General features: G+C 63.3%; 14 protein-coding genes. 11 read left to right on the top strand and 3 right to left on the bottom strand.

Features of this window, described 5'->3' with window-relative positions:
- Positions 1 to 10: 10 nt before the first annotated feature.
- The 3 genes from hemH to CHB97_RS18735 all read right to left on the bottom strand — a co-directional run bounded on the left by hemH (position 11) and on the right by CHB97_RS18735 (position 1,875).
- The gene (gene hemH / locus CHB97_RS18740; protein WP_244559609.1) at positions 11 to 1,054 is read right to left on the bottom strand and encodes a ferrochelatase; all 1,044 of its coding nucleotides are present in this window, start codon (positions 1,052 to 1,054) and stop codon (positions 11 to 13) included.
- 26 nt (positions 1,055 to 1,080) lie between these two features.
- Positions 1,081 to 1,254, bottom strand: coding sequence for a hypothetical protein (locus CHB97_RS26495; RefSeq protein ID WP_160106008.1), 174 nt, complete (start codon positions 1,252 to 1,254; stop codon positions 1,081 to 1,083).
- Positions 1,255 to 1,398: 144 nt separating this feature from the next.
- Positions 1,399 to 1,875 (bottom strand): YchJ family protein, encoded by a 477-nt coding sequence (locus tag CHB97_RS18735; protein WP_089289536.1) that lies wholly within the window; start codon positions 1,873 to 1,875, stop codon positions 1,399 to 1,401.
- A 397-nt stretch (positions 1,876 to 2,272) separates the two neighbouring features.
- Between CHB97_RS18735 and CHB97_RS18730 the strand changes: the two genes are divergently transcribed.
- The 11 genes from CHB97_RS18730 (at position 2,273) to CHB97_RS18680 (ending at position 17,704) form a co-directional block, all read left to right on the top strand.
- Positions 2,273 to 2,758 carry a formate dehydrogenase subunit gamma gene (locus CHB97_RS18730; protein WP_089289535.1) on the top strand — a complete coding sequence of 162 codons (486 nt, stop codon included), beginning with the start codon at positions 2,273 to 2,275 and terminating at the stop codon, positions 2,756 to 2,758.
- Positions 2,755 to 4,326 carry an NADH-quinone oxidoreductase subunit NuoF gene (locus CHB97_RS18725; protein WP_089289534.1) on the top strand — a complete coding sequence of 524 codons (1,572 nt, stop codon included), beginning with the start codon at positions 2,755 to 2,757 and terminating at the stop codon, positions 4,324 to 4,326. Before CHB97_RS18730 ends, CHB97_RS18725 begins: the two co-directional genes overlap by 4 nt.
- Positions 4,327 to 4,521: 195 nt before the next feature.
- Positions 4,522 to 7,383, top strand: coding sequence for a formate dehydrogenase subunit alpha (fdhF, locus tag CHB97_RS18720; protein WP_089289533.1), 2,862 nt, complete (start codon positions 4,522 to 4,524; stop codon positions 7,381 to 7,383).
- A 62-nt stretch (positions 7,384 to 7,445) separates the two neighbouring features.
- Entirely contained in the window at positions 7,446 to 8,213 is a 768-nt protein-coding gene (gene fdhD, locus CHB97_RS18715) for a formate dehydrogenase accessory sulfurtransferase FdhD (protein WP_244559608.1), read from the top strand.
- Positions 8,203 to 8,418 (top strand): formate dehydrogenase subunit delta, encoded by a 216-nt coding sequence (locus tag CHB97_RS18710; protein ID WP_089289531.1) that lies wholly within the window; start codon positions 8,203 to 8,205, stop codon positions 8,416 to 8,418. The genes fdhD and CHB97_RS18710 overlap by 11 nt, the downstream gene beginning before the upstream one ends.
- 95 nt (positions 8,419 to 8,513) lie before the next feature.
- The gene (locus CHB97_RS18705) at positions 8,514 to 10,169 is read left to right on the top strand and encodes an OFA family MFS transporter (RefSeq protein WP_089289530.1); all 1,656 of its coding nucleotides are present in this window, start codon (positions 8,514 to 8,516) and stop codon (positions 10,167 to 10,169) included.
- A 129-nt stretch (positions 10,170 to 10,298) separates the two neighbouring features.
- Positions 10,299 to 10,961 carry a hypothetical protein gene (locus CHB97_RS18700; RefSeq protein WP_089289529.1) on the top strand — a complete coding sequence of 221 codons (663 nt, stop codon included), beginning with the start codon at positions 10,299 to 10,301 and terminating at the stop codon, positions 10,959 to 10,961.
- Positions 10,962 to 11,275: 314 nt separating this feature from the next.
- Complete coding sequence (locus CHB97_RS18695; protein ID WP_089289528.1) at positions 11,276 to 12,463, top strand: efflux RND transporter periplasmic adaptor subunit; 1,188 nt, start codon at positions 11,276 to 11,278, stop codon at positions 12,461 to 12,463.
- Positions 12,464 to 12,478: 15 nt separating this feature from the next.
- Positions 12,479 to 15,616 carry an efflux RND transporter permease subunit gene (locus CHB97_RS18690; RefSeq protein WP_089289527.1) on the top strand — a complete coding sequence of 1,046 codons (3,138 nt, stop codon included), beginning with the start codon at positions 12,479 to 12,481 and terminating at the stop codon, positions 15,614 to 15,616.
- Positions 15,617 to 15,620: 4 nt separating this feature from the next.
- Positions 15,621 to 17,060 carry an efflux transporter outer membrane subunit gene (locus CHB97_RS18685; RefSeq protein ID WP_089289526.1) on the top strand — a complete coding sequence of 480 codons (1,440 nt, stop codon included), beginning with the start codon at positions 15,621 to 15,623 and terminating at the stop codon, positions 17,058 to 17,060.
- A gap of 53 nt (positions 17,061 to 17,113) precedes the next feature.
- Positions 17,114 to 17,704, top strand: coding sequence for a TetR/AcrR family transcriptional regulator (locus tag CHB97_RS18680; protein WP_089289525.1), 591 nt, complete (start codon positions 17,114 to 17,116; stop codon positions 17,702 to 17,704).
- Positions 17,705 to 18,278: the final 574 nt, after the last annotated feature.

Below are 18,278 nucleotides of genomic sequence, written 5' to 3'. Positions count from 1 at the left end.
TGGTGGGGATCTATACCCAGCCCCCCAATTCGCGTTCGGTCAGGCGGACCAGCAGGTCGATATGGGCGGGGCTGCTGTTGAGGCACGGAATATAGGTGAAATTCTGCCCCCCAGCGGTAAGGAATGTCTCCCGGATGCCCTGGTTGACCTCCTCCAGCGTTTCCACACAGTCGCTGACAAAGGCGGGGGCCATGATGGCGAGGTTCTTCACACCCTGTTCCGGCAGGGCCTTCACCATCGGTTCCAGATAGGGCTGCAGCCATTCGGTGCGGCCAAAACGGGACTGGAAGGCAAAGCGCAGCTTGTCCGCTGTCCAGCCCAGCTCTTCGCGCAACAGCCGCGCCGTCTTCAGGCAATAGCAATGATAGGGGTCGCCCTTTTCCAGATAGGCCTTGGGCAGGCCATGGAAGCTGGTGATCAACAGATCGGGCGTCCAGTCCAGCCCGGCCAGATGGTCGCGCACGCTGGTGGCCAGCGCGCTGATATAGGCCGGCTCATCATGATATGTCGGCACGGTGCGCAGCGCCGGCTGGCGGCGCATGGCCATCAGGGCGCGGAAGGCCTGATCGCAGGCTGTGGCCGTGGTGGTGGCGCTATATTGCGGATAGAGCGGAAACAGCAGAATGCGCTCACACCCCGCCGCTGTCAGCCGTTCCAGGGCGGCGGCGGTGGAGGGGTGGCCATAGCGCATCCCCCATTCCACCACCACGCCATCGCCATGCCGGGCCGCCATGGCGGCGGAAAGCAGCAGGGCCTGTTCGCGCGTATGGGTTTTCAGCGGGCTTTCATCCAGTTCCCGGTTCCAGATGCCGGCATAGGCATGGCCGCTTTTCTTCGGCCGGAAGGTCAGGATGATGCCCTGCAGGATCGGCTGCCAGATCAGGCGCGGCACTTCCACCACCCGCCGGTCGGAGAGGAATTCCGACAGATAGCGCCGCATCGACCAGTAATCGGTGCCCTCCGGCGTGCCGAGATTGATCAGCAACACGCCGACACGCGGCGTCTTTACAGGCGGGTGACCGGCGGGCAGGTGGGGGGAGGGGGCTTGCGGCACGATATCCTTTGGGGGTTCCGGGCAGGTCAGGCTTTCATGCGCACCATCGCCAGCAATGTGCGCCGATGGCGATGCGCCTGCATCAAGATATCTGCTGGCGCTGAACCTTCAATGATCAGCTGTTCCCCTTTGGCCACAAGGCCGGCCCCATGCTGGCGCAGGGCATGAAAGACTTTCTCAGCGGATTTACGCTGTTGCATTGGATCAACTCCCGATCACATGTCCGATTGGCCGTTATTCTGGCCGAACCGCCGGCGATAGGGAAATCGATTGATCTGATCAGGGTGATAGGGATGGGTTATCGCTCCCCGCCCCTTCTGGGGCGGGAAGCGATCAGAACGGCTTCAAGCCCCGCAGCACTTCTTGTATTTTTTGCCCGACCCGCAGATGCAGGGATCGTTGCGGCCAACCTTCACCACGGTGCGCGGGCGCTGGCCCATGATGCCATCCACATACCACCAGCGGCCATCCTGCTTCTGGAAGCGGCCGGTTTCATGATGGATCAGTTCCTTACCATCCATGATGAACTTGGCGACGAACTCGACATAGGCTTCATTGGCGTCCTTGCCATCGGCGGTGGAGCGCACTTCCAGCCCGGTCCACTGGCTGTTCTTCGCCCATTCCGTCACCTGTTCGGCGTCGAAATCATCCTGCGTGCCCGGCAGCAGGGTTTCGCCCAGATAGGCGACATTGGCCGTGGCGAAGGCGGAGTAACGTGAACGCATCAGCGCTTCCGGCGTCGGCGGCACGGCCGCCCCCGAGAGGTAAGGACCGCAGCATTCATCAAAGGCGCGGCCGGAGCCGCAATGGCAATTCGTCATGTCACGTCTCAAGAACAAAACCGGTTTGGCTGGGCACAGGGGATAGCGCAAAGCCAGCCCCACCGCCAGTGCCGGCTTTGCAGGGGCGGCCCCGGACTGGCGGCCGCCCCGTCGGGTTTTTGGATCGACAGGGGCTTATACCAAGTTGCGATGAGCAGAACGCATCGCAACTTGGTACGGCGGCGACTGCCGCCGCGCCGCCCGTGCGGCGTAGCCAAGCCAACGGATGTTGGCGCCGGCGACTGAGGGCCCTGATCAGAACCGATAGGTTCTGATCAGGGCAACGGAGTATTATTGATAGAAATGTTCTATCGCAGCATGGGACAGCTATGTTGAAACGCGTGCAGGGCTCTGTTTCTCTCAACTGAAACGATGTTGAGACGAAAGGCAGCCCCCGATGCCAAGCGCGTCCCATCGCCCCACCTGGGATCCGTTCCGGGCGGAAGCGATTATTGCTGACCATGCCCAGATGCCGGGCGCCCTGTTGCCCATCCTGCACGCGCTGCAGGAAGAGTTCGGCCATGTGCCCGAACCGGCGGTGCCGCTGCTGGCGGATGCGCTGAACCTGTCGCGGGCGGAGGTGCATGGCGTCATCACCTTCTATCATGATTTCCGCCATGATCCCTCCGGCCGCCATGTGGTGAAGCTGTGCCGGGCGGAAGCCTGCCAGTCCATGAAGGGGGAGCATACGGCCAGCCACCTGCTGCGCCGGCTGGGCATTGATTGGGGCGGTACCACGCCGGACGGGTCGGTGACGGTGGAGCCGGTCTATTGCCTGGGCCTCTGCGCCACGGCCCCGGCGGCCCTGGTGGATGGGGAGCCGCATGGCCGCCTGACCCCGGAAAGCCTGGCCGGCATTGTTGAGGAGGCGCGGCGCGCATGAATACCGCCCCGATATCGCCGATCCGGCTGTTCATCCCGCAGGACGTGGCGGCCCTGGCTGTGGGGGCGGAGCGGGTGGTGAAGGCCATCACCAGCCATGCCGCCGCCGATGGCACCCCGATAACCATCACCCGCACCGGCTCGCGCGGGCTGTTCTGGCTGGAAACGCTGGTGGAGGTGGAAACGCTCGCCGGCCGCATCGCCTATGGCCCGGTCAATCCGCATGATGTGCCGGGCCTGTTCAATGCCGGCTTTCTGCTGGGCGGCGCCCATCCGCTGCGGCTGGGCCGGATGGAGGATCATCCCTGGCTGAAGGGCCAGACGCGGCTGACCTTTGCCCGCTGCGGTATCGTCGATCCGCTGTCGCTGGCGGATTATGAGGCGACGGGCGGTTACAAGGGGCTGCGCCACGCCTTGGCGATTGGCCCGGCGGCCATTGTGGAGACGGTGACAAAATCCGGTCTGCGCGGTCGCGGCGGGGCCGGCTTTCCCACCGGCGTGAAATGGAAAACGGTGGCCGATACCAAGGCCCCGCAGAAATATATCGTCTGCAACGCCGATGAGGGCGATAGCGGCACCTTCGCCGACCGGATGATCATGGAGGGCGATCCGTTCTGCCTGATCGAAGGCATGAGCATTGCCGGCATCGCCGTGGGGGCGACCAAGGGGTACATCTATTCCCGCTCCGAATATCCCCATGCCAACCGCACCATGCGTGCTGCCATCGCGGAAGCCTATCGCACCGGGCGGCTGGGGGCGGATATTCTGGGCAGCGGCGTCACGTTCGATCTGGAATTGCGCGTTGGTGCCGGGGCCTATGTCTGCGGGGAGGAAACCGCCCTGCTGGAAAGCCTGGAGGGTAAGCGCGGGCAGGTTCGGGCCAAGCCGCCGCTGCCGGCGCATAAGGGCCTGTTCGGCCAGCCGACCGTGATCAACAACCTGATCTCGCTGGCTACGGTGCCGGTGATCCTGGCGGAAGGGGCGGCCTATTATGCCGATTTCGGCATGGGCCGGTCGCGCGGCACCATGCCGATCCAGATCGCCGGCAATGTCCGCCATGGCGGGCTGTATGAAACGGCGTTCGGCGTGACGCTGGGCGAGATTGTGGAGGGCATCGGCGACGGCACCGCCACCGGTCGCCCGGTGAAGGCGGTGCAGTGCGGCGGCCCGCTGGGCGCCTATTTCCCGCCCATTCTGTTCGACACGCCCTATGATTATGAGGCGTTTGCCCAGCGTGATGGCCTGATCGGCCATGGCGGGGTGGTGGTGTTTGATGACAGTGTGGACATGGCGGCCCAAGCGCGCTTTGCAATGGAATTTTGCGCCATTGAATCCTGTGGAAAATGCACCCCCTGCCGCATCGGCTCCACCCGGGGGCGGGAGGTGGTGGAAAAGATCATGGCGGGCCGGGAGGTGGATGCCAATCTGGTGCTGCTGGAAGATCTCTGCGCCACGATGAAGTTCGGCTCGCTCTGCGCGCTGGGCGGCTTCACCCCCTATCCGGTGTTGAGTGCTGTGCGCCATTACCCGGAGGATTTCCGGCGGCGTCATGCGGCAGCGGCGGAGTAGGGGGATGAGCGCCCCCATCAACATCCCTTATTCCATGCCTTCCCCGCGAAAGCGGGGAACCAGGGGCCACAAGAACCAACGCTTCGGTGCACTTGGCCCCTGGACCCCCGCTTTCGCGGGGGAGGCAGCAAAAACGCAATGTGCTGAAACAAGCTCACCTCATTCCCACGCCTGCCCCCACCCCCGGAGGAACCCATGACCCTGATCCACGAGATCGACTATGGCACGCCCAGGTCCAAGTCGGAGAGCATGGTCAGCCTGACCATTGATGGGGTGGAAATCAGCGTGCCGGAAGGCACATCGGTGATGCGGGCGGCCATGGATGCCGGCATCCAGGTGCCGAAACTTTGTGCCACCGACATGCTGGATGCCTATGGCTCCTGCCGGCTCTGTCTGGTGGAGATCGAGGGGCGCAACGGCACCCCCGCTTCCTGCACCACGCCTGTCGCGCCCGGCATGAAGGTGGCGACGCAAACGCCGAAGCTGGCGAAACTGCGGCGTGGGGTGATGGAGCTTTATATCTCCGACCATCCGCTGGATTGCCTGACCTGTGCTGCCAATGGCGATTGTGAATTGCAGGATATGGCCGGTGCCGTGGGCCTGCGCGAGGTGCGCTATGGCAATGAGGTTGAAACCCATCTGGGCCAGGAAAAGGATACCAGCAACCCCTATTTCACCTTCGATCCCAGTAAATGCATCGTCTGCGCCCGCTGCGTGCGGGCGTGCGAGGAGGTGCAGGGCACCTTCGCCATCTCCATCGCTGACCGGGGCTTTGCGTCCAAGGTGAATGCGGGGGCGGGGCAGGATTTCCTGTCATCGGATTGCGTATCCTGCGGGGCCTGCGTGCAGGCCTGCCCCACGGCGACGCTGATCGAAAAATCGGTGATCGAGGTCGGCCAGCCCGAACATTCCGTCGTCACCACCTGCGCCTATTGCGGGGTGGGATGTTCCTTCAAGGCGGAAATGCGCGGGACTGAGCTGGTGCGCATGGTCCCCTATAAGGATGGCAAGGCCAACCGGGGCCATTCCTGCGTCAAAGGCCGCTTCGCCTGGGGCTATGCCACGCATAAGGAACGTATCCTGAAACCGATGCTGCGGGCCAAGATCACCGATCCCTGGCAGGAAGTGACCTGGGATCAGGCGATTGCTCATGTTGCCTCGGAGTTCAAGCGCCTGCAGGGCCAATATGGCCGCAATGCCATTGGCGGCATCACCTCATCGCGCTGCACCAACGAAGAAACCTATCTGGTGCAGAAGCTGATCCGGGGTGGTTTCGGCAATAATAATGTCGATACCTGCGCCCGCGTCTGCCATTCCCCCACCGGCTATGGGTTGAAGACAGCGTTCGGCACCTCCGCCGGCACGCAGGATTTTGACTCCGTGGAGCACGCCGATGTGGTGGTGGTGATCGGGGCTAACCCCACCGATGGCCACCCGGTTTTCGGCTCCCGCCTGAAAAAGCGGCTGCGGCAGGGGGCCAAGCTGATCGTCATTGATCCGCGCCGGATTGATCTGGTGCGCCAGCCGCATGTGGAAGCGTCCTTCCATCTGCCGCTGCGCCCCGGCACCAATGTGGCGGTGCTGACCGCCCTGGCCCATGTCATCGTCACCGAAGGGCTGGTGAATGAGGCGTTCGTGCGCGAACGCTGCGATTGGGATGAATTCACCGATTGGGCGGATTTCGTCGCCGACCCGCGCCACAGCCCGGAGGCGGTGGAAGCCTATACCGGCGTGCCGGCGGACCATCTGCGCGGTGCCGCCCGGCTCTATGCCACGGGCGGCAATGGCGCGATCTATTACGGCCTGGGTGTGACCGAGCACAGCCAGGGTTCCACCACCGTGATGGCCATCGCCAATCTGGCCATGGTCACGGGCAATCTGGGCCGGGAAGGGGTGGGCGTGAACCCTCTGCGCGGGCAGAATAATGTGCAGGGGGCCTGCGACATGGGCTCCTTCCCGCATGAAATGTCGGGATATCGCCATGTGGCGGATGATGCGACGCGGGAGATGTTTGAAAATCTCTGGGGTGTGACCCTTGACAGTGAGCCGGGCCTGCGCATCCCCAACATGCTGGATGCCGCCGTCAGCGGCAGCTTCAAGGGGCTGTATGTGCAGGGGGAGGATATTGTCCAGTCCGACCCCAACACCACCCATGTTGCCGCTGGTCTAGCGGCCATGGAATGTGTGGTGGTGCAGGATCTGTTCCTCAACGAGACGGCGAATTACGCCCATGTCTTCCTGCCCGGCAGCACCTTCCTGGAGAAAGACGGCACCTTCACCAACGCCGAACGCCGCATCAACCGCGTGCGCAAGGTGATGCCGCCGCGCAATGGTGCTGGTGGGCCGGGGCTGGCGGATTGGGAAATCACCGTGGCCATTGCCAATGCCATGGGCTTCCCGATGAATTACAAGCACCCGGCGGAGATCATGGATGAGATCGCCGCCGTCACCCCCAGCTTCAAGGGCGTGTCCTACGCCAAGCTGGAGGAATTGGGATCGGTGCAATGGCCCTGCAACGACAAGGCGCCGGAAGGCACGCCGGTGATGCATATTGGCGGCTTCGCCCGTGGTAAGGGCAAGTTCGTCATCACCGAATATATCCCGACGGACGAGAAGACGGGGCCGCGCTTCCCCCTGCTGCTCACCACCGGGCGCATCCTGTCGCAATATAATGTCGGCGCACAGACGCGGCGCACCGCCAATACCGTTTGGCATCAGGAGGACCGTCTGGAAATCCACCCGCATGATGCCGAACAGCGCGGCGTGCGCGACGGTGATTGGGTGCGGTTGCAAAGCCGGGCGGGCGAAACCACGCTGCGTGCGCTGATCACCGACCGCGTGGCACCGGGCGTGGTTTACACCACCTTCCACCACCCCATGACCCAGGCCAATGTCGTCACCACCGATTATTCCGATTGGGCGACCAATTGCCCGGAATATAAGGTGACGGCGGTGCAGATCACCCCCAGCAACGGCCCCTCTGACTGGCAGGAGCGCTATCAGGCCCATGCCGACCTGTCGCGCCGCATTTCCGGCCACGTGAGTGCGGCGGAATGAGCGATCAACCCCGCCCCCAAGCCGTAAGGATAACCCCCGGTCAGGCTTGGCGGGCGGGGGAAATGCAGCCGCATCAACGCCATCTGGCGGAAGAAACCCCGGTCGCCTTCAGCTATGACGGGGCCGCCCATGCGGTGATGATGGCGACGCCGGCGGATCTGGAGGATTTCGCCGTCGGCTTCAGCCTGACCGAAGGCATCATCGATCAGCCATCCGCCATCCGGGAACTGGAGCTGGTGCCGGTCCCGGATGGCGTGAACCTGCGCCTGTGGCTGGAACCGGCGGCGGCGGCACGGGCGGAAAGACGGCGGCGGCGTTTGGCTGGGCCGGTCGGCTGTGGCCTGTGCGGGATTGAGAGTTTGGCGGAGGCCAACCGCGCCCTGCCGGAGGTGACGGCACAGCCCCGTTTCACCCCGACCCAACTGACAAACGCCATGGCGCAACTGGCGGCGCTGCAGCCGCTGAACCAGCAGACCCGCGCCGTTCATGCGGCTGCCCTGTGGACACCCAGCGCCGGCATCGTGGCGGTGCGGGAGGATGTGGGCCGGCATAATGCCCTGGACAAGCTGGCCGGTGCCCTGGCGCGCGGCGGCCTATCGCCTGCATCCGGCATCCTGCTGCTGACCAGCCGGGTATCGGTTGAAATGGTGCAGAAGGCGGCCAGCATCGGGGCACCCGTCATCGCCGCCATCTCCGCCCCCACGGCCCTGGCCGTGCGGCTGGCCGAGCAGGCGGGCATCACCCTGGCCGCTATCGTGCGCGGCCATGAATTTGAGCTGTTCACCCATCCAAATCGTATTGACGGAAAGGCAAAGGCCGATGTCGCCTGACAAGCTGGTCAGCATGGCCAACCAGATCGGCAAATTCTTCGCCACCCAGCCCGGCGACAAGGCCGCCGCCGGCATCGCCGACCATATTCGCAGCTTCTGGGATCCCCGGATGCGCCAGACAATTCTGGCGCATCTGGATGCGGGTGGACAGGGGCTGGACCCGCTGGTGCGCCAGGCATTGGAAAGTCTGCGCATACAGGCGTGAGGTTTTGGCACCTCGCGCCCCCGGCACGGTGCGCTATAAGCGCCGGCCGCAAGTGACTGAACAGGCAGGAAACTGGAACAGGAGGCGTGAAAAGGATGAGTGCTGCCAATCCCCCTTTAGATGCTGATGGCGTGGGCCTGCTGGATAAGCAGCGCATCATTGCCCAGCCCGGCTTTAACCGCTGGCTGGTGCCACCGGCGGCCCTGGCCGTGCATCTGTGCATCGGCATGGCCTATGGTTTCAGCGTCTTCTGGCTGCCGCTCAGCCGGGCGCTGGGTGTTACGGCCCCGGTCGCCTGTACGGACCTGAATGTCTTCACGGCCCTGTTCACCACCAGTTGCGACTGGCGGGTGGCCGACCTGTCGATCATGTACACCTTGTTCTTCGTCTTCCTGGGCTGTTCGGCGGCCGTGTGGGGCGGCTGGCTGGAAAAGGTCGGGCCCCGCAAGGCCGCCTTTGTCTCCGCCCTCTGCTGGTGCGGCGGCATGGTGATCGCCGCGTTCGGTATCATGACCCATCAACTCTGGCTGATGTGGCTGGGTTCCGGCGTCATTGGCGGCATCGGGCTGGGGCTCGGCTATATCTCGCCGGTCTCCACCCTGGTGAAATGGTTCCCCGACCGGCGCGGCATGGCCACCGGCATGGCCATCATGGGCTTTGGCGGTGGGGCGATGATCGGCGCGCCGCTGGCTGATATTCTGATGAACATGTTCCGCAGCCCCACCAGCGTGGGCGTGTGGCAGACCTTCCTGGTGATGGCGGCCGGCTATTTCGTGTTCATGGTGGCCGGGGCCTTTGGGTATCGCATTCCGCCGGCCGGCTGGCGCCCGGATGGCTGGGCCGCACCGCCCCCAAGCGGTAAGGTTATGATCACCCATGGCCATGTGCATCTGCGTGATGCCCATAAAACCAAGCAGTTCTGGCTGATCTGGGCGGTGCTCTGCCTGAATGTCTCTGCCGGTATCGGCGTGATCGGCATGGCCTCGCCCATGCTGCAGGAAATTTTCGCTGGTTCCCTGATCGGCGCGCCGGATGTGGGCTTCAATGCCCTGGATGAAAGCCAGCGCAAGGCGGTGGCGGCCATTGCCGCCGGCTTCACTGGCCTGCTGTCGCTGTTCAATATCGGTGGCCGCTTCTTCTGGGCCTCCCTGTCCGACAAGATCGGCCGCAAGGCCACCTATTTCACCTTCTTCGCACTGGGCATCGTGCTCTATGGGCTGGCACCCTGGGCAGCCCACGCCGGTTCGGTGGCTTTGTTCGTCGCCTTCTTCTGCATCATCCTGTCCATGTATGGCGGCGGCTTTGCCACCATCCCGGCCTATCTGGCGGATATTTTCGGTACCCAGTTCGTGGGCGCCATCCATGGCCGCCTGCTGACGGCCTGGGCCACGGCGGGCATTATCGGCCCGTTCGTCGTTACCTTCATCCGCGAAGCCCAGATCGATGCCGGGGTGCCGCGCGATCAGGTCTATGATTTCACCATGTATATCCTGGCCGGGATGCTGGTGTTGGGCCTGCTGGCCAATCTGGCCGTGCGGCCGTTGGCGGAGAAATGGTTCATGCCCGACAGCGAAGTGGCGGCCCTGCAGGCTTCCGCCCGCGCTGCAGCCGCTCAGCAGGTGACCGGTTCCTTCGGCATTGGCAAGGGCGGGCTGGATGGCAAGGCGGCCCTGGCTTGGCTGGCGGTCGGTATTCCCATCATCTGGGGCGTCTGGGTCACTTTCCAGAAGGCGGCCGTGCTGTTCCATTAATCGGTTGGGGCAGGTGCCGACGGGAACCCGGCACCTGCCCCCAAGCGGTAAGGATGTGGAAAAGCATCGTCATCCGGCAGAACTGGCGATAGAACTGGGCGCAACGCCACATCCTGCCATGAGGGTTCCATGTTCGCGCGTTTTGCCGCTTCGCTGCTGTTGGGGATGGTGCTGGTCGCGGCCCCCACCCTGGCCCAGGCGCAGACCAGCCCTGCCGCCCCTGCTGGTCAGACCAAGCAGGCCAAGGTGGAGGGCTTCCGCAATGCCCGCTTCGGCATGAATGAGGAAGAGCTGCGCAAGGCCATCGCCAAGGATTTCAACCTGACCGGCGATGCCGTGCAGAAGGTGGAAGACCCATCGGAACGCACCACGGCCCTGCTGATCAAGGTTAAGGATCTGCTGCCGGACAGCGGCGTGGGCGTGGTCGCCTATATCATGGGCTACAAATCCAAAAAGCTGTTCCGCGTCAATGTCATCTGGGGCCGGGAAGCGGGTTCGGACACCAAGGCCGAAAATATCGTCTCCGCCGCCAATGCCCTGCGTAATTTCCTGACAGATCAGGGCTATAAGCCGGACACGCTGGTGTTGAACCATCCGCTGGATGGCGACAATGTGCTGGTGTTCCAGGGCAAGGATAACCAGGGCCGCCTGACGGAACTGGTGCTGGGCCTGATCACCGAAAAGGCTGACAAGCCCAATGCCCAGCCGGTGGTGAAGGGGGCGAATCTGCGGCTTTCCTATGTTGAAAAGCCGACCGCCCCGGATATCTACCGTATCGATGGCGGTTTCTGATCCGGGTCATCCTTACGGCTTGGGGGGGGCATCAAGCGTTTGTTTTAAAACGGAATTGTGCAGCGCGTTAAAAATCAACAGCCTCTGTGAGCCGGATCACAGAGGCTGTTTGCATTTGAACCCATAAGTGCCAGTACAGAAATGTACCCGTCAGTACAGTATCTTTCCGCCCGGCCTATCGCCATGGTGATAGGGCCGGCGACGCAAAGAAATCTACCTGTGTTGCCGGATGCATGATACATCCGCCATCGGATGTAATTTGACAACCGCGCGTCCGGCGCGGGGAACGACCGATCACTGGGGATCACTGCACCATGCCCACCCTCTCCCGTCTCAAAGGGCCGCTCGCGCTCGGTAGCGTCCTGCTGTTACTGACCGCCTGCGGCAAGGAACAGCACACCATGGGTCCGATGGGACCAGCGGAAGTGGGGGTGGTCACCCTGTCGGCCAAACCCTATACGCTGACCACGGAACTGACCGGCCGCATCACCGCCTTCCAGGTGTCGGAGGTGCGGCCGCAGGTCGGCGGCATCATCAAGAAGCGCCTGTTTGAAGAGGGCAGCACTGTCCAGGCCGGCCAGCCGCTCTATCAGATCGATCCGGCCACCTATAAGGCGGCGGCGGCTGAGGCTGAGGCCAATCTGAAAAGTGCCCAGGCCCAGGTGGTCGCCACCCGCGCCAAGGCAGAGCGTTACCGCGAGCTGGTGCGGGTGCGCGGCGTCAGCCAGCAGGATTATGATGATGTCGTCGCCACGCTGGGCCAGCAGGAAGCGGCCGTCGCCTCTGCCAAGGCAGCGCTGGAGACGGCGCGCATCAATCTTGGCTACACGGAAGTGAATGCCCCGATTTCCGGCCGCATCGGTCGGTCGCGCTTTACCGAGGGGGCCCTGGTCACCGCCGGTCAGGCCGACATGCTGACCAACATCACCGACCTGTCCAAGGTCTATGTCGATCTGACCCAGTCGGCGGAAGAGATTTCTGCGCTTCGCCGCCAGATCGCCAATGGCCAGCTTGCCATGCCGGAAGGCGGCAAGCTGCGGGTCACCCTGCTGATGCCCGATGGCAGCGAATATGCCGAGGCCGGCACGCTGGATTTCTATGAAGTCACCGTCGATCAGACGACCGGCATGGTGACCCTGCGCGCCACCTTCCCCAACCCGCGCCAGGAACTGCTGCCCGGCATGTTCGTGCGTGCCCGTGTGGAACAGGGCGTGATGGCTGACGCTATCCTGGCGCCGCAGGTCGGCATCCAGCGCGTTGCCGGTGGTGCCGCCATCGCCATGGTGGTCGGGGCAGACAATAAGGTGCAGATGCGCCCGGTGGAGGCCCGGCAGGCCATTGGGGACCAGTGGCTGGTGACCAAGGGGCTGGCCGCCAATGAACGCATCATCACCGAAGGGGTGATGAAGGCGGCCCCCGGTGCTGAAGTGAAGCCCGTACCGGCCGGCCAGAAGCCGGCCGCCCCTGCCGCCGGTGCCGCACCCCAGGGCCAGGCCCACTGATCGGAGCGCCGCATCATGGCAAAATTCTTCATTGATCGCCCGGTCTTCGCCTGGGTGCTCGCCATCATCGTCATGCTGGCGGGCGCGATTTCCATCCTGCGCCTGCCGATCGAACAATATCCGGCCATTGCGCCGGTGACCATTTCGGTTACCACCTCCTACCCCGGTGCTTCGGCGGAGACGCTGGAACGCACGGTGACCCAGGTTATCGAACAGAACCTGAAGGGCATCGATAATCTGCGTTACATCTCCTCCACCAGCGACAGCTCCGGCGCTGTTTCCATCAACCTGACCTTCAATGCCGGCACCAATGGCGACATCGCCCAGGTGCAGGTGCAGAACAAGGTGCAGCCGGCGCTGGCCAGCCTGCCGTCGGAAGTGCAGCAGCGCGGCGTGGTGGTGGCCAAATCCTCGGCCAGCTTCCTGATGGTGGCGGCGTTCGTCTCCACCGACGGGCGGCTGAACGATGCTGATATCGGTGACTTTGTTGCCTCGCGCATCCAGGATCCGATCAGCCGCGTCAATGGCGTGGGCAGCATCCAGGTGTTCGGTTCGTCCTATGCCATGCGCATCTGGCTGGACCCGAACAAGATGACCAGCTATGGCCTGACCGTGGCTGAGGTTTCTGCCGCCATCAAGGCGCAGAATGCCCAGGTCTCGGCCGGTCAGATCGGCGGTACGCCCTCGCCCAAGGGCCAGCAGCTGAACGCCACCATCACCGCCCAGACCCGCCTGCAGACGCCGGAGGAATTTGGGGCCATCCTGGTGCGCACCAATACGGATGGTTCTACCGTCCGCCTGCGCGATGTGGCGCATGTGGAACTGGGGGCGGAAAGCGCGGATTTCATCTCCCGCTATAACCGGATGCCCGCCGCCGGTCTGGCCATCAACCTCGCCACCGGTGCCAATGCGCTGGGCACGGCCGAGGCGGTGAAGGCAGAGATCGAAGCGCTGCGCCCGTCCTTCCCGGCCGGGGTGGATGTGGCCTATCCGTTCGAGACGACGCCCTTCGTCAAGCTTTCCATCCATGAGGTGGTGAAGACGCTGGGCGAAGCCGTGGTGCTGGTCTTCCTGGTGATGTACCTGTTCCTGCAGAGCTTCCGTGCCACCATCATCCCCACCATCGCGGTGCCGGTGGTGCTGTTGGGCACGTTCGGCATTTTGGCGGCGTTTGGTTTTACCATCAACACCCTCACCCTGTTCGGCGTGGTGCTGGCCATTGGCCTGCTGGTGGATGATGCCATCGTCGTGGTGGAAAATGTCGAACGCGTGATGGCGGAAGAGGGGCTTTCCGCCCGCGAAGCCACGCGCAAATCCATGGAACAGATCACCGGCGCCCTGGTGGGTATTGCCATGGTGCTGTCGGCCGTGTTCGTGCCGATGGCCTTCTTCCCCGGCTCCACCGGCGTGATCTATCGCCAGTTTTCCATCACCATCGTTTCGGCCATGGCGCTGTCGGTGATGGTGGCTATTGTGTTGACCCCGGCGCTGTGCGCCACCATCCTGAAAAGCCAGGCGCATCACGAGCGTAAAGGCTTCTTCGGCTGGTTCAACCGCACCTTTGACCGCAGCAACCGCCGCTATGTCTCGGTCACCGACCGGCTGGTGAACCGGCCGGCGCGCTATCTGTTGCTGTTTGCCGCCATTGTCGGCGGCCTGGCGGTGCTGTTTGCCCGCCTGCCCAGCTCCTTCCTGCCGGAAGAAGACCAGGGCATCATCTTTGCCCAGGTGATGACCCCGTCCGGCTCCACCCAGGAACGCACCCTGGAAGCGGTGAAGAAGGTGGAGGATTACCTGATCGGTCAGGAAGGCAAATATATTAACGGCGTCTTCTCCATCGCCGGCTTCTCCTTCTCCGGTCAGGGGCAGAATACCGCCATGGTGTTCGTCAATCTGAAGGACTGGAAGGAACGTGGGAATAAGGAGGGCCGAGCCCAGGCCATCGCCATGCGCGCCATGGGCGCCTTCATGATGACCATCAAGGATGCCATGGCCTTTGCCTTCACGCCGCCGGCCGTGCTGGAACTGGGCAATGCCACCGGCTTTGATCTGCAGCTGCTGGACAAAGGCGGGGTTGGCCATGCCAAGCTGCTGGAAGCCCGCAACATGTTCCTGGGCATGGCCGCGCAGAACCCGGCATTGGCCAATGTCCGCCCCAACGGCATGGAAGATGCGGCCCAGCTGAAGGTGGATATCGACAAGGTGAAGGCGGCGGCCCTGGGGCTCAACCTCGCCGATGTCAACAGCACGCTCAGCAATATGTGGGGTTCGGCCTATATCGATGATTTCGTTGATCGCGGCCGTGTGAAGCGCGTCTATCTGCAGGCCGAGGCCCAGTTCCGTATGTTGCCGCAGGACATCAATCTGTTGCATGTCCGCAATGCGGCCGGCCAGATGGTGCCCTTCTCCGCCTTCGCCAAGGCTGAATGGATCCATGGCCCGGTGCGTCTGGAACGGTTCCAGGGCAGTTCGGCGATGAATATCCAGGGTGAACCGGCGCGCGGCTATTCCTCCGGTGCTGCCATGGCGGCGGTGGAGGAGATTGTTGCCAAGCTGCCGCCGGGCATCGGGCTGGCCTGGACGGGCCTGTCTTACGAGGAACGTCTTTCTGGCTCCCAGGCCCCGGCGCTCTATGCCATTTCGCTGCTGGTCGTCTTCCTCTGTCTGGCGGCCCTGTATGAAAGCTGGGCCATCCCGGTGTCGGTGTTGCTGGTGGTGCCGCTGGGCGTGCTGGGGGCGGTGATTGCCGCCACCCTGACCGGCCTGCCCAATGACATCTATTTCCAGGTCGGCCTGCTCACCACCATCGGCCTGTCGGCGAAGAATGCGATCCTGATCGTGGAGTTCGCCAAGGAATATTATGAGAAGGGGATGGACCTGATCCCCGCCACGCTGGAGGCGGCGCGTCAGCGCCTGCGGCCGATCCTGATGACCTCGCTGGCCTTCGTGCTGGGTGTGACGCCGCTGGCGATTGCGTCTGGTGCCGGCTCGGGCAGCCAGAACGCCATCGGTATCGGCGTGGTCGGCGGCATGATCTCCGCCACCCTGCTGGCCGTCTTCTTTGTGCCCATCTTCTTTGTGGTGGTGGAGAAGCTGGTGCTTCGTTTGAACCGGTCGAAGCGGCAGGAAAACGCCGCCAACCGGGAGGGCTGATCCGATGAGAACCCATGCGAAACTTGTCCTTGCCCTGCCTTTGACCCTCTGGCTGGCCGGGTGCAGCCTGGCGCCGGAGACGGTGCGGCCGGAAACCGGCGTCGCCAGCGCCTGGCCGGCATCTGCCGGCCCGGTGATGGCGGCCGACCAGCAGGCCGCTGCCATCGCCTGGCAGGAATTCTTCCGCGATCCGGCCCTGAAGGGCCTGATCGAGCGGGCGCTGGCCAATAATGCCAATCTGGAAGAAGCCGTTGCGAATGTGGAACGGGCCCGGGCCCAGTACCGCATCAGCCGGTCCGATCTGCTGCCGAAGCTGAATGCCGGTGTTTCGGCCAGCCGTCAGGGCGTGCCGGCCGCCAGTTCCGCCACTGGCCGGTCCATGGTGACGGAGCAATATCAGGCCAATCTGGGCATTACCGCGTTTGAGCTGGATTTCTTCGGCCGGGTGCGCAACCTGTCCGATGCGGCCCTGCAGAGCTTCCTGGCCACCGAACAGGCGCAGCGTTCCACCCAGCTCTCGCTGGTGGCGGAAGTGGCCAATGCCTGGCTGACCCTGCTGTCCGACAAGGCCTTGCTGCGGCTGACGGACGATACGCTGAAGGCCCAGCAGGAAAGCTATGACCTGATCAAGATCGGCTTCGACCGGGGCGTGCGCACCCAGTTGGAACTGAGCCAGGCCCAGACGACGCTGGAGACGGCGCGCGCCAACCAGGCGCTTTACCGTCGGCAGGTCGATCAGGACATCAACGCCCTGATCGTGCTGGTCGGCGGCCCGGTGGATGCCGGGCAGGCGACGCTGGCCGCCGAAGATGGCACCTATATGCTGCCCGACCTGCCGGGCGGTCTGCCGTCCGATCTGCTGGTACATCGCCCAGACGTTTTGCAGGCGGAATATTCTTTGCGTTCCGCCAATGCCAATATCGGCGCGGCGCGGGCCGCCTTCTTCCCCAGCATCTCGCTGACCTCTTCCATTGGTACCGTTTCGGGCAGCCTGTCGAATCTTTTCGATAGCGGAACGAAGGCTTGGAGCGTGGCACCGTCTGCCACGCTGCCAATTTTTGACTTCGGCGCCAACGAGGCCAATCTGGGCGTGGCCAAGGCCAACCGCGACATTGCCGTGGCCCAGTATCGGCAGACCGTGCGCACCGCCTTTCAGGAGGTGGCCAACGGGCTGGCGGCGCAGGGCACGCTGACGGACCAGTTGCGGGCACAGGAAGGGCTGGTGGCAGCAACGCAGAGCAGCTTCAACCTGTCCAAGGCCCGCTATGAACGCGGGGTGGATGATTACCTGACCGTGCTGGACAGCCAGCGGGCGCTTTATGCCGCCCAGCAGAACCTGATCTCGGTCCGACTGCAGCGCCTGTCCAATCTGGTAACGCTGTATAAGGCGCTGGGGGGCGGCACGCTGGCCGGTGGAACGGCCACGGTCGACGCAACACCGTGACCGGGATAAAACCCGCCATCCCCACGGCTGGGCGTCGTCCCAGCCGTGGGGAGATGCGGCGACGCGCGATTCTGGATGCGGCCAGCATCGTCTTTCTGCAGAAAGGCTATGAGAAGGCCAGCCTCAGCGAGATTCTCACCCTCTCGGGCGGGTCGCGCGCCACCATCTATCAGCTGTTCGGCAGCAAGGACGGGCTGCTGGAGGCCATGCTGGTGGAATGCTGTCAGGCGGTATTGGCCCCGCTTTCGGCAGATGCCGTGCGCTCCCGCCCGCCGGGGGACGTGCTGCGGGAAATGGCAGTGCGTTCGGTTGACGTGCTGTTATCGCCGGCCAATCTGGCGCTGACCCGCGTGGTGCTGGCAGAGGGGCGGAAATTTCCCCATCTGACGCAGGTCTTCCATGAACAGGGCTTCGTGGAAGGGAACCGGATGCTGGGCACCTATCTGGCGGATATTTCCCGCGATGGTGCCTATTATATTCCGGACCCGGAACGATATGCCCGCATCTTTTTCAGCATGGCTTGGGGGGATGCGATGTTCCGGTTGGCGGCTGAAATGCCCGATCCGCCGACGCGGGAAGAGGTGTTGGGTGATGTCGAGGTTGCCGTGCGCATCTTCCTGGAGGGCATCCGGGCCGCCCCCTGATCTGTAGACGCAGGGGGACCTGATGGATCGGGTGTTACTTTCGCGCGACAAAAAAGGTGCCAAGCGGACTGATTCGTCACTTTATGTTGCGGCGCAGGATTTTTTGCGCTGATGTCCAATAGTGTCGGGGCGATGCGTTGCGAAAGTTGCGCATCCGCCCTCATAGGAAATCATAGCAATTCTCATTTTCGGCATTTCGGATTATGCCAAACGTCGTTACCCGGGTTGGTAATGGCGGCTTCCCTACCGAAATTGCATACGACTTCTTAGCGAAAGAGAGCGTGGAGCTTGCCCAACCGGGGGGGCCTGCCTAGAAAGTTGTATTCTTGAAACTCTGCTTTTGACGCAGGCGAAGCTTGAGCTAATGTCTTCACCAGAGGCGGTGGGTTGTGGTAAAGCAACATTGCTTCGGCACTGCGGAACGAAGGGGCGAACCGCGGATAAACGGCAAAGGTGCTCTCCCACCAGGGAGCTTGGCATTGCTTGCGCCTGAAATGCGCAGGGGATGACGGGTTTATTTGGTCGGTGATGGCCCGTTCCTAAAACCCGCGCAAAAGGTGGGCAAATTGAATTA

This window comes from Azospirillum sp. RU38E (genome assembly GCF_900188385.1).
GTDB lineage: Bacteria > Pseudomonadota > Alphaproteobacteria > Azospirillales > Azospirillaceae > Niveispirillum.
This window is presented reverse-complemented; position numbering and strand designations above follow the sequence as displayed.